Source organism: Vibrio sp. T11.5, assembly GCF_027587155.1.
GTDB lineage: Bacteria > Pseudomonadota > Gammaproteobacteria > Enterobacterales > Vibrionaceae > Vibrio > Vibrio neptunius.
Window position 1 is genome coordinate 72,723 of sequence record NZ_JAPPTP010000012.1, and the last position, 21,693, is coordinate 94,415.

General features: G+C 47.2%; 17 protein-coding genes and 1 pseudogene. 9 read left to right on the plus strand and 9 right to left on the minus strand.

Going from position 1 to position 21,693, the window contains the following annotated elements:
* Positions 1–84 precede the first annotated feature (84 nt).
* The 4 genes from OH455_RS13590 to mtnN all read right to left on the minus strand — a co-directional run bounded on the left by OH455_RS13590 (position 85) and on the right by mtnN (position 3,290).
* Positions 85–705, minus strand: a complete 621-nt coding sequence (locus tag OH455_RS13590; RefSeq protein ID WP_206369841.1) for a TRIC cation channel family protein — start codon at positions 703–705, stop codon at positions 85–87.
* 84 nt (positions 706–789) lie between these two features.
* On the minus strand, positions 790–1,614 hold the full coding sequence (gene btuF / locus OH455_RS13595) for a vitamin B12 ABC transporter substrate-binding protein BtuF (RefSeq protein ID WP_269981772.1): 825 nt from the start codon (positions 1,612–1,614) through the stop codon (positions 790–792).
* Positions 1,615–2,568 (minus strand): cobalamin biosynthesis family protein, encoded by a 954-nt coding sequence (locus OH455_RS13600; RefSeq protein ID WP_269981773.1) that lies wholly within the window; start codon positions 2,566–2,568, stop codon positions 1,615–1,617.
* A gap of 23 nt (positions 2,569–2,591) precedes the next feature.
* The gene (gene mtnN / locus OH455_RS13605; RefSeq protein WP_269981774.1) at positions 2,592–3,290 is read right to left on the minus strand and encodes a 5'-methylthioadenosine/S-adenosylhomocysteine nucleosidase; all 699 of its coding nucleotides are present in this window, start codon (positions 3,288–3,290) and stop codon (positions 2,592–2,594) included.
* 546 nt (positions 3,291–3,836) lie between these two features.
* Here mtnN and rpsO point away from each other — a divergent pair.
* Positions 3,837–4,106, plus strand: a complete 270-nt coding sequence (gene rpsO, locus OH455_RS13610) for a 30S ribosomal protein S15 (RefSeq protein ID WP_045975369.1) — start codon at positions 3,837–3,839, stop codon at positions 4,104–4,106.
* A 185-nt stretch (positions 4,107–4,291) separates the two neighbouring features.
* Here the strand turns inward: rpsO and OH455_RS13615 are convergent, their stop codons facing one another.
* Genes OH455_RS13615 through OH455_RS13625 form a run of 3 tightly spaced genes read right to left on the minus strand, consistent with a single transcriptional unit; the run spans position 4,292 to position 6,861 of the window.
* Complete coding sequence (locus OH455_RS13615; protein ID WP_269981775.1) at positions 4,292–5,398, minus strand: ATP-binding protein; 1,107 nt, start codon at positions 5,396–5,398, stop codon at positions 4,292–4,294.
* Positions 5,395–6,636 (minus strand): vWA domain-containing protein, encoded by a 1,242-nt coding sequence (locus OH455_RS13620; protein WP_269981776.1) that lies wholly within the window; start codon positions 6,634–6,636, stop codon positions 5,395–5,397. Before OH455_RS13620 ends, OH455_RS13615 begins: the two co-directional genes overlap by 4 nt.
* Before the next feature lie 39 nt (positions 6,637–6,675).
* Positions 6,676–6,861, minus strand: a complete 186-nt coding sequence (locus OH455_RS13625; RefSeq protein ID WP_269981777.1) for a hypothetical protein — start codon at positions 6,859–6,861, stop codon at positions 6,676–6,678.
* Between the two features lie 110 nt (positions 6,862–6,971).
* Here OH455_RS13625 and OH455_RS13630 point away from each other — a divergent pair, with 110 nt between their 5' ends.
* Together OH455_RS13630 and OH455_RS13635 are read left to right on the plus strand one after the other, a co-directional pair.
* A complete protein-coding gene (locus OH455_RS13630; RefSeq protein WP_269981778.1) occupies positions 6,972–9,779 on the plus strand; it encodes a leucine-rich repeat domain-containing protein in 2,808 nt (935 codons plus the stop codon).
* 21 nt (positions 9,780–9,800) lie between these two features.
* Positions 9,801–12,644 carry a BRCT domain-containing protein gene (locus tag OH455_RS13635; RefSeq protein WP_269981779.1) on the plus strand — a complete coding sequence of 948 codons (2,844 nt, stop codon included), beginning with the start codon at positions 9,801–9,803 and terminating at the stop codon, positions 12,642–12,644.
* Positions 12,645–12,666: 22 nt separating this feature from the next.
* Here OH455_RS13635 and OH455_RS13640 read toward each other — a convergent pair.
* Positions 12,667–12,792 (minus strand): annotated as a pseudogene (locus OH455_RS13640) (IS982 family transposase); the annotation flags it as partial.
* A 260-nt stretch (positions 12,793–13,052) separates the two neighbouring features.
* On the opposite strand from OH455_RS13640, the gene pnp reads away from it, so the two are divergent.
* The 6 genes from pnp (at position 13,053) to OH455_RS13670 (ending at position 20,557) form a co-directional block, all read left to right on the plus strand.
* The gene (gene pnp, locus OH455_RS13645) at positions 13,053–15,185 is read left to right on the plus strand and encodes a polyribonucleotide nucleotidyltransferase (RefSeq protein WP_206375992.1); all 2,133 of its coding nucleotides are present in this window, start codon (positions 13,053–13,055) and stop codon (positions 15,183–15,185) included.
* 135 nt (positions 15,186–15,320) lie between these two features.
* Positions 15,321–16,244, plus strand: coding sequence for a lipoprotein NlpI (nlpI, locus tag OH455_RS13650; protein ID WP_269981780.1), 924 nt, complete (start codon positions 15,321–15,323; stop codon positions 16,242–16,244).
* 109 nt (positions 16,245–16,353) lie between these two features.
* On the plus strand, positions 16,354–16,767 hold the full coding sequence (locus OH455_RS13655) for a MarR family winged helix-turn-helix transcriptional regulator (RefSeq protein WP_269981781.1): 414 nt from the start codon (positions 16,354–16,356) through the stop codon (positions 16,765–16,767).
* Between the two features lie 58 nt (positions 16,768–16,825).
* Complete coding sequence (locus OH455_RS13660) at positions 16,826–18,163, plus strand: MATE family efflux transporter (RefSeq protein ID WP_269981782.1); 1,338 nt, start codon at positions 16,826–16,828, stop codon at positions 18,161–18,163.
* Between the two features lie 303 nt (positions 18,164–18,466).
* Positions 18,467–19,801, plus strand: coding sequence for a cyclic-di-GMP-binding transcriptional regulator VpsR (vpsR, locus tag OH455_RS13665; protein WP_045975361.1), 1,335 nt, complete (start codon positions 18,467–18,469; stop codon positions 19,799–19,801).
* 504 nt (positions 19,802–20,305) lie between these two features.
* A complete protein-coding gene (locus OH455_RS13670) occupies positions 20,306–20,557 on the plus strand; it encodes a hypothetical protein (protein WP_045975360.1) in 252 nt (83 codons plus the stop codon).
* A 71-nt stretch (positions 20,558–20,628) separates the two neighbouring features.
* Here the strand turns inward: OH455_RS13670 and OH455_RS13675 are convergent, their stop codons facing one another.
* Positions 20,629–21,663 carry an NADP(H)-dependent aldo-keto reductase gene (locus OH455_RS13675; protein WP_045975359.1) on the minus strand — a complete coding sequence of 345 codons (1,035 nt, stop codon included), beginning with the start codon at positions 21,661–21,663 and terminating at the stop codon, positions 20,629–20,631.
* Positions 21,664–21,693: the final 30 nt, after the last annotated feature.

Below are 21,693 nucleotides of genomic sequence, written 5' to 3' on the forward strand. Positions count from 1 at the left end.
TAAAGCAAGTCGAATAGGGTATAGAGATTCCTTACTCACTCATGCTTCGTTCTAAGGAATGACAATAAGAGCAACAACTCTTGTTTAACGATTCAAAGCAAATGTTGGTAGAGACAAGTGCCAGCGAATCGCACCTAGGCGAATCAACAAAGTAGAAAAGACGCCTGCTAAGAATGCAGTGTCAGGATCATGCCCCATCGCCAGCGCCGTGGTGTGGAATACTCCACCGATGATACACGCAGTAGCATAGACTTCACTTCTCAGTACCATAGGCACTTCCCGCGCAAGCACATCACGGATGATACCGCCTCCACATCCAGTAATTACACCCATGATAATGGCAACCAGTGCTGAATCCTGATAGGCCATGGTTTTATCAACACCAATACCAACAAACACCGCAAGACCGATTGCATCACATACTGGCAAAATCCACCAAGCGAGACGTTTAGGACGGCGAACAATGAGCATCGTTAGCAGGCAGGTGATCAAAATGGTCCATAAATAATTGGTGTCAGTAATCCAGAATACCGGGGTGGCACCTAATGCCATGTCACGGATTGTACCGCCTCCAATAGCGGTTACGCTGCCAAGTACGGCAACACCAAAAGGGTCCATTTTGAGTCGGCCAGCAAGCAGTACTCCGGAGATAGCGAAAATTGCGGTGCCGAATAAATCGACACTGTATAGCAGCATGGAATCCACGGGATGAATATCTCTTACAAATGCTCAGTTGATCCTGAGGAACAAAAACGACGGCGGATTGTATGGTATCAGACCTAAACGGTGTTAGCGATTTCGCCTGACGGTTTCGAAGTGCTCACAAACTTCTTTAATTGCATTAAGTGTTCTGGGCGTCGGTCGGTTGAGCCAATCTGAATTCAGTGACCAGATGTATCCGTTTTCTACCGCTGACAACTGTTGTTTCCAGTCTAACCAAGGGCTCCCTTTTGCGATGGCATGCTCTGAAGTAAAGATGACTTCTGGTTCACTTAACACCACTTGTTCAGTGCCAACTTGTGGGTACGGCACTGCACTTTTTGCAAACACATTCTCACCTCCACAAAACGAAAATACTTCGCTTGGCCAATTCCCTTTTGCGACGGTAATGATCGGCTGTTCGCTTAGCTGGTAGAAATACCTCACTGGGAGGTCTGTTTGATAGCGCTGTTTAAATGTTGCCAGCCGACTTCTATATTGCTTGGCTGCATTGAGTCCGACGGATGGATCTTGCGAATATTGACTTAATTGTTCGATGTTGTTGGCAATGTCATCCAGTGAGCTGGTGGTCGAGTAGTAAATGTTGATACCAAATTGTTTCAGCTTTTCCAGTTCTTTCGCCGGATTTCCGGCTGGCCATGCAATCACAAGATCTGGTTGGAGCGCGATAATGCGCTCTAGTTTTATGCCTTGGTAGTTGGAAACCTTTTCCAGCTTTGTTGCCTCTTCAGGGTAATCGCTGTGGTCACTTACGGCGATTAGTTTGTCGCCCAAACCTGCAGCATAAGCTATTTCGGTCGCGTGAGGGGCTAAGCTAATTACGCGCTCCACTGGTTCTGCGTTAACCAGCGCGGAAAACAGTATTGTAACGAGGGTAAGCAGCCGTATCTGCATTTAGATTCCTTGGTAAATGAGGCCCATGATAGCGCTTTGCACCATGATCCAAGCGAACATTCGCCATGCTAGTAGGCGCTGTACTTGAGCAATATGTATGGCAGAGGGCGCTATTCGTCCTCCCAGCTTGCTGCGTACCGATTTCTTACCGTCATAAATAGCAGGCCCTCCGAGAGAAAGTTCTTGTTTCGCACCGACAGCTATGATCAACCATGATGGACCTGGTAGCGGCCAACTACTCGCTTGTTGCTTGAATAGTGCAAACACTTCACGGGTGCGTTTTCCCAATGCAATCATTAGTGCAAATAGGCGCAGGGGGATATAGTCTAACACCGCCACGACACGAATGACTGGCAGGCCAAAAGGAGAGAATTTCTCGCGAGATGGAGACCAAGCACGAGCTAGCTCAACAGTCATTCGATAAATAAAGGCACCAATTCCGCCTGCGATGGCGTACCAAAACAGTACAGCGACCACGTTGCGACCGTAAGACATGATTAGCGTTTCTGTGCCGGCTTTCCCTAAGCCGAGAAGGGATAGCGATTGGGTTGAACGGTTTACCATTGGTTTGAGCAGCATTTTAGCGTGCTCTTTATCTTCTCTCGCCAGTGCTTCGACAAAGTGTGCAGTGAATTTATCGGTATTACGCCAGTCTATAGCGAGCAATAACAGGGCAAGCTCAAACAGCTGGGTCTGCCAAACCAGAGGCTTTAAGGCGATCAGCACGATCAGCATAGGCGTGATCATCAGCAACCATGCCAGAGTGCCAGAGATCATACTTTGTGAATAACTGGAATTGGTATTGACCTTGTCGGCCAGTTGTTCAGCAAATTTGTGCCAGAGAGTAGCTGGGTGCGCTTCACGGGGAAAAGGGAGGATAAGATGAAACAATAAAGCGCCCCATAACACTAGAAGCGCTCCGTTTGAATATAACTGATTAAAAGTCTCTTCCATGATTATCAGTCACTTGATTTCGATTATGCTCTAAGCAACTCAACCATTTTGAAGACCATTTCAGAAGAGCTCTTTGCCGCTAGCGGTAGAAACTCTTCGAAACTCATTGGTGACTCTTTGTCAGCTACGTCTGAAATGGCACGAACGACAACAAACGGTACTTTAAATTGGTGACAAGCCTGAGCAATCGCAGAGGCTTCCATTTCAACGGCAATCACTGATGGGAAATGTGTACGGATAAACGCTTGACGCTCAGCGGTGCAGACAAAAGCATCTCCAGTGCAAATCAGGCCGCGGACGGCGTGCTTGTCTTCCATTTGCGCCAGTGCTTTTTCAGCCACATCCATCAGTTTTTCATCAGCTAAGAAAGCCGCTGGTTGCTGGGCCATTTGGCCCATTTCGTAGCCAAATGCTGTGACGTCTGCATCGTGGTGACGTACTTCAGTTGAAATAACAACGTCGCCAAGGTTTAGGCTTGAGTCAAAGCCACCTGCAGAACCTGTGTTAATCACAACATCAGGCTGGTACTCGTCAATAAGCATAGTTGTGCCTATCGCAGCAGCAACTTTGCCGATACCTGATTGAAGGAGAACGACTTCTACACCATTAAGCTTACCCGCGTAGAAAGTACAACCTGCTTTCGAGACTTCTTGGCAGTTTTCAATAGCTTGCTTAAGAATAGAGACTTCTTGCTCCATTGCACCGATGATGCCGATTTTCATAAGGAATCCTGTTATTTCAATTAGGTAGCTTTAATCTGCTAAGTGTAACAGAAAAGGGCAACAACGGAACGGACTTCGTCCTTCGGGAACGCTTCGCTTTTGGAACGGACTTCGTCCTGTAGAACACTTCGTTTCGGGAAAACGGGATCGGGCTTCGCCCTACTGGAGTGCTACGCGTTGAAAATCTAAGGTGGACAACGTCCTTTGAGAGGTAAACTGTCATTCCATAGACTGACGAAGGAAGGAGTAGGGAATCTCATAAAGCTTTTTGCTTGCTGTAAGAGATCCCCAACTCGCTCGTGCCTCGCTCTCGGGGATGACTCTGATGAAAGGGATGCTCTTATTAGCTGACGTCTCCAGCTCTCCAGCTCTCCATAGGACGAAGTCCGTTCCCGCTTCCCGCATCCCGGTATCTGTCTCCCGCGCGAAGCGCGCAATTACCTATTGCTTAACCTATGTACATCCCCTATAATTCGCGCTCCTCGTGTCGGCTGAATCAGAGATTGGCTGGCACAACGTTTAACCTACTCTTATTAGGAGAGAATTATGTCTCTGAATGCAGAAACTAAAGCAACAATCGTTGCAGATTACGCACGTGGCGAAGGCGACACTGGTTCACCAGAAGTACAAGTAGCTCTACTTACAGCTTCTATCAACCACCTACAAGGTCACTTCAAAGCGCATAAAGGCGATCACCACAGCCGTCGTGGTCTTCTACGTATGGTTTCTCGTCGTCGTAAGCTTCTAGATTACCTTAAAGGTAAAGATCTAGATCGTTACCACGACCTAATCAAGCGTCTAGGCCTACGTCGCTAATAAGCGACTGCATAGAACAGTTTGTCGAAAAAGGGGCTTTTAGCCCCTTTTTTGTATCTGAAATTCATAAATTGACAGTTCTATTTGTTATATCCTTGCTGAAAAGTAAGTGATCAATCGCCTTAAATAAAAATGCCAGTTCTCTTAGCGAACTGGCATTTTTATTTAGGGAAGTGGTAACAAGGTTAAGCGTTACTTAGGAACAGCTTAGCCAGTTCCGCATCTGCTAATACCCCTTTCACCGAAGCATTACCGCTGTTCATCAGATCCTGCATCAGTCCAAGACGCAGATCGTTTGGTAGGAAACCTAGCTTAAGAAACGCCTGAACATTGCCAATTTGAGCCGGTTTAAGCTTAACGCCACTGACTTTCAGATAGTGGTACAGGCGGGTACACAGAGTGGCCAGAATGTCTATTCGTGGTGCGGCACCGCCGGCGATACGCTCAATTTGCGGAGCTATCTCCTTATCGAAGGATTTGGCCTCCACCATCGTCTGAGGCGAAACCAGTTTACTCAGGTTCTGTTCCACAAAGGCGATGAAGGCGGCGCAGGTGGTTTCATCTAAACAGGAGCGAGCAAGAATGTTCACTAGTGGTAGCTGCGACTTAAGATCCTCAATTGGCGCAATGGCTTGAAAGAACTGTACTAGAGAGCGAGGGGTGGTGCGCTCGCCGCTGACCAGCTCGGGGTAGGTCAACACAAAGTCGATGCCTCTAGGATCAATGTTGGCACCTTCTGCCCACAATGCCCACGCTTTCGCATCAAACTCCATGGTGATGTGCATCATGCGGGTCAGCATGGCGTCGTCCATTGGCGTGACCGAGTAGTCGCCACCATCTGGGTTTGCTGTAAGCACAATTTGCCAGCCTACGGGCAGTGCCCAGCTGATGAGTTCATGGTTTTGCAGCAGCTGCATGATGCCTCGAAGGATGCGCTCGTCGGCGCGGTTAACGTCATCAATCAGTAGGATACCAGGTCCAGGTTCGGTCGGCACCCAGTGGGGAGCGGCAAATTGAGTTACGTTTTCTCCCTGTTCATTTTGGGTTACCTGAGGCATTCCCAACAGATCCCCCATCTCCTCAAACTGAGCTGGAGCAATGGTGCGCCACTGCATTCCTCTATCTTTGGCGATCTGCTCCACCATCTGGGTTTTACCTATGCCGTGACGGCCCCAGATGCAGACAGGAACGCTGCGCTGACCTGATTTAGGTAGCAGATGCTCGATGAAGCTGCGCACTTCCGGCGCTTGGCAGGTTAAGCCGTAGTAGCTGTAGTTGTGGCTATGTGTCATGAATGTCTCGTGCTGGTTTCGGTGACGGTATTGGTATCGGCCATGGGGATCACCCGACCGCATTGGCGAAGAGGTGTGTTTTTTATCGAAGTTCTGTCGTTGTGGATAAGCCACAGAATAGGTGCCCGCGCCGAAATCTCCGGCGGCGGCGCTTCACCGTCGGTGAAGTAGATGGTGGCATCAACCCGCAGTCGATTGGCCATTTCAATGGGTGCGTCAAAGCAGGTGCCTCCGCGTCCACTGATCGTTTTCGGCGGTTCACCACGGTAGCTGTATTGACTTTTAATCTCGGTATCGCATTCAACGATGGTGAGTTCGGCGCCGGCACGCCAGATATGGTGTAGCTCATCAAAAAAAAGCTTGAGCTGTTGGTCATCGACACTGGCCGAAGTATCTATAGCGACCAGAATGTGTTGATGAGGCTGAATGCGGGTTCCGGGAGTGGTACCGTAGCGTTTAGAAGGTCGTTGTAGGGTATTTTTTACTGAGGTGCGCCGAGCGCTAGAGGCGAACAATCTTAGTAGACGTCGCCAGTTAACTATAGGGCGACGACGAGCAATGGCCTGGGCAAGCGCTTCTAGTACGCTGGCGGGCAAAAGGCCTCGCGCTCTGGCGTTTACCTGCTCGGTGCGTTGAGCGCTTTCCTCCAGTTTACTGTCTAGCTGCTGACTCACCAGAGAACGATGGGCTTCATCGAGCTGGCCCAGTGCGTTCCAGCTTTGGTGCCCAAGCCCTGCGCCGCTAAAACCCTGATAGCTCGGGAATTGGTTGCTTTGGGGCAGTCGTTGGTAGTAGTAACCCAGTTCGTGATGGGGCTCTAACTCTGGAGCGCCTAATCCGGTCAGCCACTGGTTTACCAGTTCGAGAGTTGGGGCATTTGGAGCCAATTGGTCAGGGCTGAGATATTGATTCACCACCAGATCTGCCGCCAGATCAAAACGGGCTGAGTCTGCGTATTGGTGGCGGCCGAAGGGATGCCCAAAGACCAAGTGCAGGGCTTCATGTTTCAGTGCCCCTAGCTGCTGAGGCTCACTCAATACGCCCCAAGATGCAAAGTGGCATATGAACTGAATGTTACTGTTTTCTTTTAGTTTTATCTCAAGAGGAGCGGTTCCGTCGTCGCCTCGCTCTAGGGTAGCCTTATGAAAACTACTCAGATAATGGCCGTAAAAGGGCTCATTGAGCATCAGTTTGACTAGGATTCGTGACAGATTGGCGTTGTTTATAGTGTAATCCATATTAACTATATGATTTAAAATTAATTATCCATATAATGCTCAGGTGGTCAATCCACGTTCGATTTTAATAGTAAGAGCTTTAGGAGCATTTCGTTGAAAGCGATGGCTGGTGATTTTAACGTAAAGCCCGGTATGCACAGTAATCATACACAGACGAAACTTCTCAGTACCGATCTGGAAACCTATCCACCATGCTCGATTGAGCTGATCAATTTCTGCTGCCATCCAGCGTTTCGAAGTTGAACCTAATCGAATTTTAGAGGTGATTCTCGCTTATCACCCTTATTGCCGTGCCTTTGTCGCGTCCCCCCAGAACAGAACCGTAAGGAGGCTCCATGCAGAGTGTGGAACTGGAAGATTACAATCACGACTCCCTGTTGGAATCGGTACACCTTGATGTCGAGCATTTGTTTTATGATAGTGATGAGCCGATGGAGAGTTGGCAGCAGCTCAGCCGAGCCTTCCCTCGACTTCGTAAGCTGACCTTTGAGGATCTTGGCCGCGTCGGTGGTCGCAAAGAGATCAATGCGGAGTTTTTCCAGCAGTTCCCCAGCTTATCTGAACTGGAGATGCCGACTCGAAGTCGCGATAAGCTGTCGGTGAGGTTGGAGAACGTTAATCCGGAGCATCTGGCCAATTTGGAAAAACTGAAACTGAGCCAATGCCGAGATGAGGATCTGGCGCTGCTCTCAAGCCTGCCTAAATTGACTGAGTTGACAGTGCGCCTCTACCAGTCCAGCGTTAAGGTTGCCATCAGTGACCAATCCTCTTTGAAGTTACTTAAGGTGGGGCTGGATCCTCAGGTAAGGGCACTCAGTTGTGATCTTGAGAGCAGCCAACTGACCTCTGTGGTTCTGGGGCAACTGGATTACTATGATGATGGCCCGGCAGCTCTTTCTGTGAATCAGCTTTGTTTGCCAAGTTCACTGCAAGAGTTCACCTTAGATGCCCATTGTGTCGGAAAACTGCCCGGCGCTGTCTTGGGTGCCAACCAAAGCCTAAACCAGTTAACTCTGAATTTGGGCTCCGCTGAGCTTGCGGAGGACCTTCTCGGCGAGCTTAAGGAGTTGAACCGACTTACCCTGACCTTAACCGAGCCGACACCGCCCTTGCCTCCGGCTCTATTTGCCAAGCTGACTCGAGCTACTAAGTTTGAACTCAAGTGCGAACAGACCCAGATCCCAGAACTACTGCTGCCTCATGGAGTGGTGGTGGAGGATTTTAATTACAGCAATGCCAGTGGGGCGCTAGAGAAAGCCAATGAGTTGGTACTGCCAGAGCTTACTCGGGCGTGGATTTGTGGCTTGAACGGCGATCAACTGGATTGGTTGGCTTACAGCCCGAAACTGAACGACTGTAATTTTTTAATAAAGGGCAAAGTATCGCAGATGCCTGAGCTGCCGACGCTTACCAGTTTGACCCTACGAGGAGGGGAACTGGATCAGTTACCTACGTCGGTACTGAGCAGTAGCACTATTGAGCGTCTTAATTTGCTGTCAGTTACCTTGCCTCGACTAGGGGACATGAGCCAGATGACGGCTCTTGCTGACGTGTGGATTCAGCCTTGGCGTCATGAGCAAGCATCACTGCCAGAACAGCAGGACTTGGTCACCATTCCCGCTCTAAAATCGCTGCGTCTAGACATCGAACTGAAGCAGTTTGAACCCGCCTGGATAAACTTAAATGCGGAATTGGATCTGGATATCAGCAACGAAAAATTGGCGGCGGAATGGCAGATCTTAAAGCGCTCTCACTTAAGTGATGAGGAGTCTTTAGGCTACCTGAATATCTTGGCTCCTGTGTATAAGCCCGCTGAGCTGCCAACGATGCCAGTTAATTTCCATTTGACGATGATGGCGGCTAAGTACAACCGCTTTAAGGCGCAGCACAAAGCGTGGCTAAGCCAATTGGCTCAGCACAATGAGCAGCAGCGACCTTTTGGTGTCGACAGTATTTTGTTTGTTTCCGGACGCAGTGGCTTTAAAGCCACTGAACTCAAAGCTAAAGCTGAGGAAGTGGGCTTTAGTCTCAGCAAGAAACTGGATGACAATGTCACTCACATCTTGCTGGGCAGTGCTCCTAAGAACACCGAGAGTTTCGACCTTGAGCGCCATGCCATCATTAATGATTCGGTACTGCAGCAGTGCTTCGAAGTCAATGCGCCTAAGTTTCTGCAGCAGGAGGGCGGCGAATTGATGGAGGCCAGTGTATTGGAGATGTTGGCCTCTTCCGATGAAGCGTCCCACAAGGTTGCCGTACAGATGTTGGAACAGGGTGGGGTTACCGAAGCGATGCGCCTGCCGCTGTTTCTGATTTTGAAAACCACCGCCGACAATGGCTTTCGTAAGCAGATCAAACATCTGCTGGCGGGCATGGGGGATGAAGCTTTTCAACTGGCAGTGAACGATCGCATCCTGTTCCACAACTGCCGTGGCCTCGACGATTACGGCAACCTCAAGGGGCAGGGCGTGATGGTAGATAAGCTTAAGAAGCAGCGCAGAAAGTGGGGCGACGTGCTGTGTATGGAGTTTGCGCAGTTGTTCTTTAGGCGTTATGGCGAAGGCCTTATCTACGTGATGCTGCAAAAGACCCCAGCTGAGCTGCGTTTGCCAATGCTGGAATCACTGGTTGAGGGTGATTGTCTTAACTGGCGTCGAGGCATGGGGATGGATCAGATTCAGGAGTTCTGGGACAAGGAATCCCAGATTAACCTGCACTGGCATCCGATGTTCTATCTCAATAACGATAACCTACTGGGCGCAGTGAAAATCGAGATTCCAAGGGAGTTGGCCTGCGGGCGTACTATTCGTCGTCTGGATCTGGGCAACTGCTTATTGAGTACGCTGCCAAAAGGTGCCGACCAATTTACCGAGATCACCAGCTTAAGCTTGGCCCACAACATGTTGGACTCCCTGCCGAGCGCAATGACTAAGTTTACTCAACTTGAGGTGCTGGATCTCTCCTTTAACCACTTCCGTGAATTTCCCAAGGTGTTATTGAAGATGCCTTGGCTGAAGAAGCTGGATTTTCGCCGTGCCACCCGCCCTGGACTGGATGAGGATTATGGCTCGCACTATCACAAATTGCGTGTGCCGCAGGCATTTTTAGAGGCCTGTCCAGACTGCGAAGTGCTTCAGGATTAATGAGTTAGGACACAATTTTCGATGACAAAAAAAGCTTCTTTATATGAGTATGATCTGGAACAGTTGGAACAGATCCACCCGGACGTCACCAATCTGCACTACCGCATAAGTGATGTTGCCCCTGACTGGAACAAGGTCGGCCGAGCTTTCCCTAACGTTGAAGAGCTCTATTTCGGTAGCTATCTGGAGCCTCTGCGCCCCATTGATGCTGAGATATTCAGTGCGTTTCCTAATCTCAAGATTCTCAACTGCGAAACCAACCCGCTGGAGCTTTCCGACGTCAAGCCTGAGATGGTTAAAAACCTTAAGGCGATTCGGGGAGCCGTGGTTACCCAAGCCAACCAATTGGGTTATCTTAAACACTGTCAGGCTCTCACCGAGCTCTATCTTGAAGTGGAGAAGGGACCTTTGGCTCTGGAGATGCCTGAAGGAAGCCGCCTCCAATCGTTACATCTGCGGGTAGATGAAGTTGAACGACTGGCCCTAAACCTCTCTGGGGCCCAGGAGCTGAAGGAGCTTCACCTCTATTGTCGCCACTACAATGCGGAGTCTTATAAGATGGAGGTGGAACAATTGCTGCTGCCCGACTCAATTAAAAAGATCTCGATCTCTCCCCATTGCCAGATGCAGATAGAGCGAATTATCGATGCTGGAAACGCTGAACTTGATGAGATGCGACTGGAGGCCGATAAGTTAATTGTGGCTCCCGGTGGCTTGATTCGGGCTAAATCTGTGAAGGAGCTGCACCTAAATGTAGGGCTCAATGACACTGAGGTTGCCAGCGATCTGTTTTGCCAACTGGGCAGCGCTGAGCGTTTGATGTTCCTGCCCCACAACGCCAGTTATAACTTGACGGAACTAGTAGCGCCGCTGCAATCCTTAACCTCAATCTATCTATTCTCTGAGGGCAAAGGAGTGGTTGGTGAGCTTAATTTGCCACACTTGGATCACCTGTTTGCCACCGGTGTGCCATTTGCGCAACTGGACGGCCTGAAAAACTCACCGCAGCTGACGAAATTGGAGCTGCGTGACTCGGGAGAGTTGGGCGAAGCCAAGGTGCTTAGCGCCTTAACCAAATTGGACTACTTGCAGCTGGAAGGTTTTACTGATGCTGAGCTGCCGTTAACGCTGCGTCAGCATCCCGGTATTACACGGCTTCGAGTAAGCAATGGCCCTACCGATCAGCTTGGGGATCTGAGCGCCATGACAGGCATCACCGAGATTCGAATCGAGCAGTTTAGTCATCATGGCCCATGCATCACATTGCCTGCATTGGAACAACTGCTGACCGCACCATCGCTGAAGCGTCTGGCTCTCAACCTGACGGCACAAAGCGGCGATCGCACTGACTTTTTGATGCGCATGCCCCCAAAGATTGAGGTGGAGTTTGGCATCTACGACCAAGTGGCCCGCAGTGAAGCCCTGAACAAACAGCGGAAGATTTTGCTCAATGCACCCTTAACTCTTGAGCAGCGCCAAACTTACTGGCAACAGCTGTATCATGCGCCAAAACCAAGAGACCTGCCTCAGATGGAGGGCCGCTTCCATTTGACCTTCCTTGAGGCGAAGTACTCTCCATTTAAGAAACACGCTCACGCCTGGCTGAGGGCCAACGCCGAGCAGGCGTTAACTTGCCGCACACTCGGTAGTGATACTGTGCTATTTGTCTGTGGTAAGAGTGGGTTTAAGCTCACCGAGCTCAAGGCTAAGGCAGAGGAGCTGGGCTTTAGCATCAGCAAGAAGTTGAACGACAGCGTGACCCACGTGTTGGTTGGTGCCAATCCGAAGCAGACCGAGCTGCTGGATCTACAGCATCATCTGCTGATAGACGATACTGCCCTAAGCCAGTGGTTTGAGCAGGCGGCGCCGCAGTTTTTGCAACAGGAGCAAGCTGTTGACAGCGGCATGGTTGATACCGTGATGACGATGTTGAACTCTCCAGATGAAGCCTCCCATCAAGTGGCGGTGGAGATGTTAGCTCAAGGGGGCGTCACAGAAGTGATGTGGATACCGTTGTTCCTGATTCTGAAAACCACCAGCGATAAAGCACTGCGTAAATCGATACAGCAATTGCTGGCTGGTAAGGGGGACTACCTGTTCCAGTTGGCGGTAAAAGATCGCATCTTCTTCGAGTCGGACCTGCGAGGTCTGAACTGGGAAGGTCACCCAACCGGTGAAGGGCCGATGTTTAAGAAGCTCAAGGGGTTGACCAAACGTTGGGGGCGTCCTCTGTGTATCGATTTCTCTAAAGCCTACTTTGACCGCTATGGCGAGGGGCTGTTGTGGCTGCTGACCCAGAAAGAGGAGTGTGAGCGCCGCCAAGCCATCACCCGCTCGTTCGTGGAAGGGGAGTGCCTCAATTGGAACAGAGCCTGTGGCTTCGAGTTGATGGTGAAAGATGCCGATGAGGAGCATTTGATCAACTGCCATCGCTTCCCTGACATCTACATGCAGAACAGCTATGAGTTGGGTAATCCGAAGACTCGTTTACCGGAAACGCTGCCCGAACAGACTCGGATCACTGAGCTTGACCTGCACAACTCCTACTTGAATGCGTTGCCTGCTAATTTCGAACGTTACCTGCAGGTGAAGAAGTTAAACTTGAGATTCAACCATTTGGAAAAGTTGCCGCCGAAATTGGCTGAGCTGACTGAGTTGGAGGAGCTGGATCTCTCCTTTAATCACTTTTCTGAGTTTCCCAAGGTGCTGTTTAAGCTAAAAAAACTGAAGAAGCTCGACTTGCGTCGTGCGGTAGAGCCTTTGTACCGCTGGGGCTATAACGCAGAGCAGGGCTATGAGTCGATTAGAGCCCCACAAAAATTTCGCGATGCGTTCCCAGACTGTGAAATTCTAGAGGACGTTTAAAGGTATGAGTGGCGTAGTTTTAAATGAGACTAAGATAAAAATTCTTAAAGCTACGTTGATGCGATATATGAAAAGCAATAATGATGGTTATTATTTCGCTTTCAGATATTTGCCCTTTGCGGTCCCTTTTACGTTGAACAGTTTCAATAAATTCTACGGGATTTACCCCTCGAACTAGTCTATAATCGTGCCGCTATTTTAGTAACCTTACGATAGGTTTCGGAATAGCGGCATTTTTGTCCACTGACTACAGTCACGTAAGTCGACCAAATGGTCGCGGCTATTAAAAGTTGGTTAACTTTCTATTGGTCTTTCTTTTGGCAAAGCTCAATGGGAGGTGAGGTAGCCTGCTTTCACTAGTCGCGATTGGTAGTGGTGGATTCACTCAAAATCCAACAAGGAATTTTCATGTTCGAAAAACCAGTTGTTAAAACGTTCCAGTACGGTAACCACACAGTTACTCTAGAAACTGGCGTTATTGCACGTCAAGCTACAGCAGCAGTTATGGTAACAATGGATGATACTGCGGTATTCGTATCTGTTGTAGGTAAAAAAGAAGCGGTAGAAGGTCAAGACTTCTTCCCTCTAACGGTTAACTACCAAGAGCGTACTTACGCTGCGGGTAAAATCCCTGGTGGTTTCTTTAAGCGTGAAGGTCGCCCTTCTGAAGGTGAAACGCTAACGGCTCGTCTAATCGACCGTCCAATCCGTCCACTTTTCCCAGATGCATTCAAAAACGAAGTTCAAGTTATCGCGACAGTTGTGTCTGTAAACCCAGACGTTCAACCTGACATCGTAACTATGATTGGTACGTCAGCGGCACTTGCTATTTCTGGTATCCCGTTCAATGGTCCTATCGGTGCGGCACGTGTTGGTCACATCGACGGTCAACTTGTTCTTAACCCAAGCACCACTGAACTAGAAACATCTAAACTAGACCTAGTTGTTGCGGGTACTGAAGGCGCTGTTCTTATGGTTGAGTCAGAAGCTGACAACCTAACTGAAGAAGAGATGCTATCTGCTGTTGTTTACGGTCACGATCAACAGCAAGTTGTGATCAATGCGATCAACGAATTCAAAGCGGAAGTGGCTACTCCTGCTTGGGATTGGGTTGCTCCAGAAGAGAACACAACGCTTGTAAACAAGATCGCTGAACTTGCTGAAGCTAAGCTAGTTGAAGCTTACCAAATCACTGAGAAGATGGCTCGTTACGACCGCATCCACGAGATTGCTGGTGAAGTAAACGAAGTTCTTCTTGCTGAAGATCCAGAAGCAAACACAAAAGAAATCCACACTATCTTCCACGATCTAGAGAAGACAGTGGTACGTCGCAGCATCATCGCTGGTAACCCACGTATCGATGGTCGTGAAAAAGATATGGTTCGTGCGCTAGACGTACGCACTGGTGTTCTTCCACGTACTCACGGTTCATCGCTATTCACTCGAGGTGAAACTCAGGCGCTTGTAACTGCGACTCTAGGTACGCAGCGCGATGCTCAAATCATCGACGAGCTAACGGGTGAGCGTAAAGATCACTTCCTACTACACTACAACTTCCCTCCATACTGTGTAGGTGAGACTGGTTTTGTAGGTTCTCCTAAGCGTCGTGAAATCGGCCACGGTAAACTTGCTAAGCGTGGTATTGCTGCAGTAATGCCATCTGTAGACGAGTTCCCATACACAGTACGTGTAGTATCAGAAATCACTGAATCTAATGGTTCTTCTTCAATGGCTTCTGTATGTGGTACGTCTCTAGCACTTATGGACGCTGGTGTGCCAATCAAATCTTCTGTTGCAGGTATTGCAATGGGTCTTGTGAAAGAAGGCGACGACTTCGTTGTTCTTTCTGACATCCTTGGTGACGAAGACCACCTAGGTGATATGGACTTTAAAGTAGCAGGTACTAACACTGGTATTACTGCACTTCAGATGGATATCAAGATCGAAGGTATCACTAAAGAGATCATGCAAATTGCTCTTAACCAAGCGCAAGGTGCACGTAAGCACATCCTATCTGTAATGGATGAAGCTATTTCTGGTGCTCGTGAAGATATCTCTGAATTCGCTCCTCGCATTCACACAATGAAGATCAGCGCTGAGAAGATCAAAGATGTTATCGGTAAAGGTGGTGCAGTTATCCGTGCTCTAACTGAAGAGACTGGTACAACTATCGAAATCGAAGACGACGGTACAATCAAGATTGCTGCAACTGAAGGTACAGCTGCGAAAGAAGCAATCCGTCGTATCGAAGAGATCACAGCAGAAGTTGAAGTTGGTCGCATCTACACAGGTAAAGTAGCGCGTCTAGCAGACTTCGGTGCATTCGTAACTATCCTGCCTGGTAAAGATGGTCTAGTACACATCTCGCAAATCGCTGACAAGCGTGTTGAGAAAGTGTCTGACTACCTAGCTGAAGGTCAAGAAGTTCAAGTTAAAGTCCTTGAAATCGACCGTCAGGGCCGTGTACGTCTGAGCATGAAAGAAGCAGTTGAAAAGACTGAAGAAGCGGTTTCTGAAGAGAAACCAGCAACAGACGCATAATGCGGATATCGCTAAGTAGGCTGGTGTTGTGTATTAGCCTATTTTGCTAAAAGCATGTTATAAAGGGAGCATCACGCTCCCTTTTTTAATGCGGACCAGTCTGGGTTAAAGGCTCAGCAACAGGAGTATTTATTTGTGAAATGGTTTCAAACCGCAACACTTAGTATGGCTTTGTTAGTGACAGGCGGTTGTGCGTCTATATTCGATCAGCAGCCTGATTGGATATTGCCGCCGATGGTTGAAGCGTTACAGCCCACTTTGCAACAAGAAGTACAGATAGCAAGATTAAGCCAACTGTTACAACGCCCCGATTTACCCAACGAAACGAGAGCTAAAATGCTGAACGAAAGGGGAAATCATTATGATAATGTTGGCCTCAGAAACTTAGCTCGATTAGATTATGAACAATCATTAGCAATCTACCCTGCTCAGGCTGATCTCTTCAATTTGTTAGGCGTCTATTTCACAGAAAATAGAGACTTTGATGCTGCCTATGATGCATTTGATTCTGCTTTGGAGTTGGCTCCTGAGAACTCATACGCAGCAAGGAATCGTGCTATTGCTTTGTACTATGGCGATCGTATTGAACTAGCGCTTGAAGATATGCAGTTCCATTACGAACAAGACCCCAGTGATTCATTCCGAGCTCTTTGGCTGTATATAGTCAAGTCTAAAGTTTCCCCCCATGTTGCAAAAGAAGAGTTGCTTGCTAGATATGCGGCCCGTGATAACCAGTGGGGATGGTTTTTAGTAGGGATTATTTTAGGTGAGGTTTCCGAGAGAGAGGCTTTTAAAACCATCATGGAAACCACTAGTGAACGCACTGTTTTGGCCCAGCGTTTGACGGAAGTTTATTTCTATTTAGGTAAACGTTACCAAGCTCAAGGAACCGATGAAGATCTAGCCAAAGCGATTTCATTCTATAAATTGGCTATTTCTTTCAATGTCTTTGAATATGTTGAACATCGCTACGCCTTTCTCGAACTACAGGGCATTTATGATGCAGCGCATCAAAAAGGGATGACTCATTCTCCAAATAAACAGGCCCGTTTAAAGTAGTCAATGACTATTGTGATTGAAGCCGCTGCCTCGCAGCGGTTTTTTATTGCCATCTATTTTTACTGGCATTAAAATAGTTAGCCTTGCTAACTAATTAGACTGAGATTTTATGGCTCTGGAAAATTGTCTGATTGAATTGGAACGCTTTTGTGCCAAAGCGTGGCGAGTTCATGCTAAAGAAGATCCTTTATCTCTACTGAGTTTTAACGAATATGACTACTTGAGGGTTATCGAAGAATTTCCTGAAGGAATTCGAATCACCGACCTAGCCAATGAGATGAAAGTAACCAAACCGTCCGCGTCGAATATGGTCGCACGGTTGCAAAACAAAGGCTTAGTTTCACGTATCTCATGTCTCCAGGATGCACGTTCAAAGCGAGTCATATTGAGTGAGCAGGTGTTAAAGGATTTATCGAAAGAACAGTTGGTTTATCAGCATATCGCACAAGCGATGAGCAATAAATTGACTAAAAAAGAAGCAGGGCAGCTTGTGTCTCTGTTGGAAAAATCACTAAAGGATTAATGGGTTCCAACCTTTCATTTGACTATTTAGTTAGCCTAGCTAACTGATGGAAAGAGTTATGCAAACTTCCATATATAAACAGTTTTGGCAATACACAATTCCAACCGTCGCAGCCATGCTAGTCAATGGCTTGTATCAGGTGGTTGATGGCGTATTTATTGGCCGTTATGTTGGCGCTGATGGGCTTGCAGGAATCAATGTTGCTTGGCCTGTGATCGGCTCAATTTTAGGAATTGGCATGCTTGTGGGGGTAGGGACAGGAGCAATGGTGTCGATCCGCCAAGGTGAAAAAGACACACTAGGCGCGAAACAAACTCTTGCGACAGGTCTGGTACTTCTATTGGTATTAACTCCTGTAGTATCAGGGGTTCTGCTTTTCTTCTCTGATGATTTCTTACGTTGGCAGGGTGCTGAAGGACGAGTGTTTGATTTAGGGCTACAGTATCTGCATATCTTGATAGGTGCCAGCGTATTTACCCTCGGCTCGATTGCCATGCCGTTCTTACTGCGTAATGACGACAGCCCAAATTTAGCGACGATATTGATGGTCGTGGGAGCGGTGATCAACATAGTGCTCGACTACCTGTTTATTGCTTGGCTAGGTTGGGAGCTGACTGGTGCAGCGATTGCGACCGGGGTTGCTCAGATGGTTGTTACCTTATTTGGATTAGTGTACTTCTTCTCACCAAGAGCCAAACTTCGCTTACAAATTGATGAGTTGAAACTTAAGTTAGCCTTGGTGCCTGAGATATTTTCCATCGGTACATCAAGCTTTTTTATGTACGCCTATGGTTCGATTATGGTGGCATTGCACAATAGCTTGTTTGCTCAATACGGTGATCAGCTTTTGATTGGTGCTTATGCTATTTTGGGCTATATCGTCACTGTATATTACTTGATTGCCGAGGGGATCGCCAACGGCATGCAACCCTTGGTTAGCTATAACCATGGCGCACGTCATCAGATTAATATTCGTAAGTTGATCAAAGTGGCGATGGTCAGTTCAGTAGTCATCGGAATGGTGTTTGTTCTTTTGCTGAATCTCTTCCCACTTGAGTTTGTCTCGGTATTCAATTCATCGGATACTCAACTGATTGATAACACGATTCTTGGCATTCGATTGCACATGTTTGCGCTTGCATTGGATGGATTCCTTGTTGTAGCTGGAGCCTATTATCAGGCGATCAATAAAGGCAGCAAAGCCATGTTCGTTACTGTAGGTAATATGCTGATCCAATTACCTTTCTTATACATAATGCCTAAACTAATAGGCGTTCCGGGCATTTGGATTGCTTACCCGTTGTCAAATATCGCGTTGAGTATTATCGTGGTGATGATGTTACTAAAAGACATTCAACGTTATAGCACACAGCCATCCGAGCAAGCATTGGCATAACATGTAAACATTATTTTAAATGGGATCCGGTATAGGTAAGGCTTGTACCGGATTTTTCTTATCTGGCATAGGTGCAATGTCTGAAATTGTTGCAGTAGAGTTTTAGCACTATGTCTCGTTTTGTGTCGAGAGATGCATACTCGTGCCAAATGTTGATCGAATTGTTGTTTGGTATTTATATAATTCACTAGCTAGTCTTAGTAATGAGACAGATTATCTTGCCGAGTCTCTATAATGTAACGGCTAAGTTTTGGTGCCTCTAGAGGCACAGCATTAAAATTTGAATCAATAGGGATACATTTCATGGCTAGTCAGTTCCGAATGGACTCCATTCCTGGTTCACTTATCGTTGTCGGTGGTACGTATGAGCCCTGGCTGTCGGTTTTAGAGCAAGTAGGATGGCGTTGCACTCAGTGTGCAGATTTACGCAAAGCAGACGCTTTGTTCAGCGAAACAGGACCATGCATTGGCATTGTCGACCTTAGTCATGACGAGTTTAGTCTCAATGGTATTGCGAATTTGGTGAGTAATCATAAGCAAGTACGCTGGCTCGCATTTATCCGTGAATCGCAGTTAAGTTCAGATACTATTTGCCAATTTATTGTTAACTTTTGTATCGACTTTTTCACTGCGCCAATTCCAGATGCTCAGCTTCTCAGCACCATTGGCCATCAACTTGGTATGCTCAAGTTAGAGAAAAAAGTCTGGCCACACTATGGCAGTAATAATGACATGGGGCTGATTGGAGAATCGATCCCAATGAAGCGTCTGCGTGATCAGATAAAACGTATCGGTCCAACTGACGTGAGCATTCTCATTTACGGTGAGAGTGGCACTGGTAAAGAGACCGTAGCTCGTGCTGTGCATAAAACCTCTTCTCGTGCGCAGAAAGAGTTCATTTCTGTCAATTGTCGCGCGATGTCAGAGAGGCGCCTTGAGAGTGACTTATTCGGTGTTAACCGAGATGAAACCTCTGAGCCTTCGATTCTTGAAAAAGCGGATGGTGGCACGATATTACTTAACGATATCCTGACCTTACCTAAGTCTCAGCAATTGAATCTATTGCGATTTCTTCAAGAAGGCACTATTGAGACAGCGAATGGTCGTCAGGAAATCGATGTACGGATCCTAGCTGCCAATTCGGCCGATATTGAAAAAGCTTTGATTGATGGTGATTTCAATGAAGAGCTTTACCACTACATTAATGTGTTGCGCATCAATGTTCCAAGCTTAAAAGAGCGCGCTGGGGATATCGCAATACTCGCGCGACATTTCCTTCAGGAATACTCCAAGGAATACAACGCACAGGCTCGTAGTTACACCGAAGAAGCCACACGAGCTCTGACTCGTTATCACTGGCCGGGTAATGTGCGTGAATTGATGAATCAGATCAAGCGTATTGTTCTGATGTCTGAGACAGTGATGCTGGATGAAGAACACCTCGATTTACCTAAACGAAGCGATGGCAAACGCAGTTTAAAAAGTATCCGTGAACGAAGTGAACGTGATGCGCTTTTATTGGTGCTCGAGTCTCATTCTGGTCAGGTATCAATGGCAGCGAAAGAACTGGGTGTATCACGTGCCACTATGTATAGATTACTTAATAAGCATAACTTAATCAGTGATACAACAGTGTAATTATTTGTTTTATTTAAATAAAGCCACACTTTAAGCCGTGTGGCTTTTCTATTTACATAGAGAATAAATCGCTGAAGGTTATATCACCTAGTGGAATATCTTATAATCATGAGTTTGGTGCGGTTATTTTTAGGTTAAAAAATTGTATTTTAATTCTATGCAAAATAATGGTTGAAATATCATCGCTTATGCATAAAATTTAATCGTGAGTATAAGCTCACATATCGAAACACTTTTCTTTTGGATTAATACATTACTGGGAGGCGCACAATGAAACATTTCAACGTCAATTCATTGATGACTGCGTCTTGTGATCAAGCTTCGAACATGGTGGCTAAACAAAGCAAGCCTACGTCGTGTGATCGCCGTTCTACCCAAATATTGTAATTAGTCCGTACCCATTTTTTTAATTGGCTGCGGGAAAGCAGCGAATTAAAAATGTCTTTATTTTTCGGTCTATTCGTTGATTTTCCCAGCTGTTTCTCATTCAACTGGAGATTTATCATGAGTCATTCTGTCTATCTAAAACTTGCTACTCTTTTGGTTAAAGCTGATTTACGTCGTGAAGAGCGTGATTGGAAACGTCGAATCAGGCGTAGTGCTTTCCATATCCCATGGGAAAACGAACGTTTACTTCGTGACATTGGTTTGGAAAACGATGGCCGCCCTGTTGGTCATTCAGAACCTGATAGCGTAAAAGCTGAGCGTCGTATTCGTCATCTTCGTCGAGTTCTCAGTGTGCGAATATCTACGTAATGGATAGGACCAGTTTGCTTCACTGGTCCGAAATTTATCAGCCAGCTACTGATGCAGTAGCTGGTTTTTCACTAAGGGCAAGGGTTGGAGTAAGTCGTGCCAATTTCCTGAAGTCCCTGGAGCAATTCTTCACTTAATACAACATCAAGACTGTCAATATTAGATTTGAGCTGTTCCAGATTCGTTGCTCCTATAATGTTGGAACCAACAAAAGGCCGTTGATTGACAAAAGCCAAAGCCATCTGAGCTGGATCGAGTCCATGCTGTCTAGCTAGGTTCACGTATGCTTGTGTCGCTTGTATTCCTTGCGGAGTAAAATAACGAACAAAGCGCTCAAACAATGAACATCTCGCCCCTTCTGGACGTGCTTTGTCGAGATACTTACCGCTCAGGCAGCCAAATGCTAATGGCGAGTAGGCGAGTAACTGCACACCTTCATAATGACTGATTTCCGACAAACCGATTTCAAAGCTGCGATTAAGTAGGTTGTACGGGTTCTGAATCGAAATAATGCGTGGTAGTTCATGCTTCTCCGCTAGGCGCAGCAGTGTCATTACCCCCCAAGGTGTTTCATTGGAAACACCGATATAACGCACTTTGCCTGCTTTAATGAGATCGGCCAAGCTCTCTAGGGTCTCAATGAGTGTGACTTCTTCCTGCTCATCTGGGTATGGATAATTGAGTTGGCCAAAACAGTTTGTTTTGCGCTGAGGCCAGTGGAGTTGGTACAAGTCAACGTAGTCAGTTTGTAGTCTCTGCAAGCTGTCGTCTATCGCTTGATGGATATTGCGTCTATCTAGACGCATGTTGTCACGTATATAAGGGACGTTTCTCGGCCCTGCAATTTTGGTCGCCAGTACGACTTTTTCTCTCTTCCCTGATTTCTTCAGCCAATTACCGATGTATTGCTCGGTAGAACCTTGGGTATCCGCTTTAGGAGGGACAGGGTACATTTCGGCAGTATCGATGAAGTTCACACCACGCTCGAGTGCATAATCAAGTTGACTGAAAGCGTCTTGCTCTGAGTTTTGTTCACCAAAGGTCATGGTGCCAAGGCAGATTTTACTAATTTCAAGAGTGGAATTAGGTAACTTGTTGTATTGCATTGAACTTCCTTACTCAATTTCTCTTTGTTA

What these genes read in the sequence shown, in the direction of transcription:
- OH455_RS13675 (WP_045975359.1), bottom strand. Translation starts at nt 21,663, where the DNA reads ATGCAATACAACAAGTTACCTAATTCCACTCTTGAAATTAGTAAAATC.
- OH455_RS13615 (WP_269981775.1), bottom strand. Translation starts at nt 5,398, where the DNA reads ATGACACATAGCCACAACTACAGCTACTACGGCTTAACCTGCCAAGCG.
- btuF (WP_269981772.1), bottom strand. Translation starts at nt 1,614, where the DNA reads ATGCAGATACGGCTGCTTACCCTCGTTACAATACTGTTTTCCGCGCTG.
- vpsR (WP_045975361.1), top strand. Translation starts at nt 18,467, where the DNA reads ATGGCTAGTCAGTTCCGAATGGACTCCATTCCTGGTTCACTTATCGTT.
- pnp (WP_206375992.1), top strand. Translation starts at nt 13,053, where the DNA reads ATGTTCGAAAAACCAGTTGTTAAAACGTTCCAGTACGGTAACCACACA.
- rpsO (WP_045975369.1), top strand. Translation starts at nt 3,837, where the DNA reads ATGTCTCTGAATGCAGAAACTAAAGCAACAATCGTTGCAGATTACGCA.
- mtnN (WP_269981774.1), bottom strand. Translation starts at nt 3,290, where the DNA reads ATGAAAATCGGCATCATCGGTGCAATGGAGCAAGAAGTCTCTATTCTT.
- OH455_RS13635 (WP_269981779.1), top strand. Translation starts at nt 9,801, where the DNA reads ATGACAAAAAAAGCTTCTTTATATGAGTATGATCTGGAACAGTTGGAA.
- OH455_RS13655 (WP_269981781.1), top strand. Translation starts at nt 16,354, where the DNA reads ATGGCTCTGGAAAATTGTCTGATTGAATTGGAACGCTTTTGTGCCAAA.
- OH455_RS13660 (WP_269981782.1), top strand. Translation starts at nt 16,826, where the DNA reads ATGCAAACTTCCATATATAAACAGTTTTGGCAATACACAATTCCAACC.
- OH455_RS13670 (WP_045975360.1), top strand. Translation starts at nt 20,306, where the DNA reads ATGAGTCATTCTGTCTATCTAAAACTTGCTACTCTTTTGGTTAAAGCT.
- OH455_RS13630 (WP_269981778.1), top strand. Translation starts at nt 6,972, where the DNA reads ATGCAGAGTGTGGAACTGGAAGATTACAATCACGACTCCCTGTTGGAA.
- OH455_RS13620 (WP_269981776.1), bottom strand. Translation starts at nt 6,636, where the DNA reads ATGGATTACACTATAAACAACGCCAATCTGTCACGAATCCTAGTCAAA.
- OH455_RS13600 (WP_269981773.1), bottom strand. Translation starts at nt 2,568, where the DNA reads ATGGAAGAGACTTTTAATCAGTTATATTCAAACGGAGCGCTTCTAGTG.
- OH455_RS13625 (WP_269981777.1), bottom strand. Translation starts at nt 6,861, where the DNA reads ATGGCAGCAGAAATTGATCAGCTCAATCGAGCATGGTGGATAGGTTTC.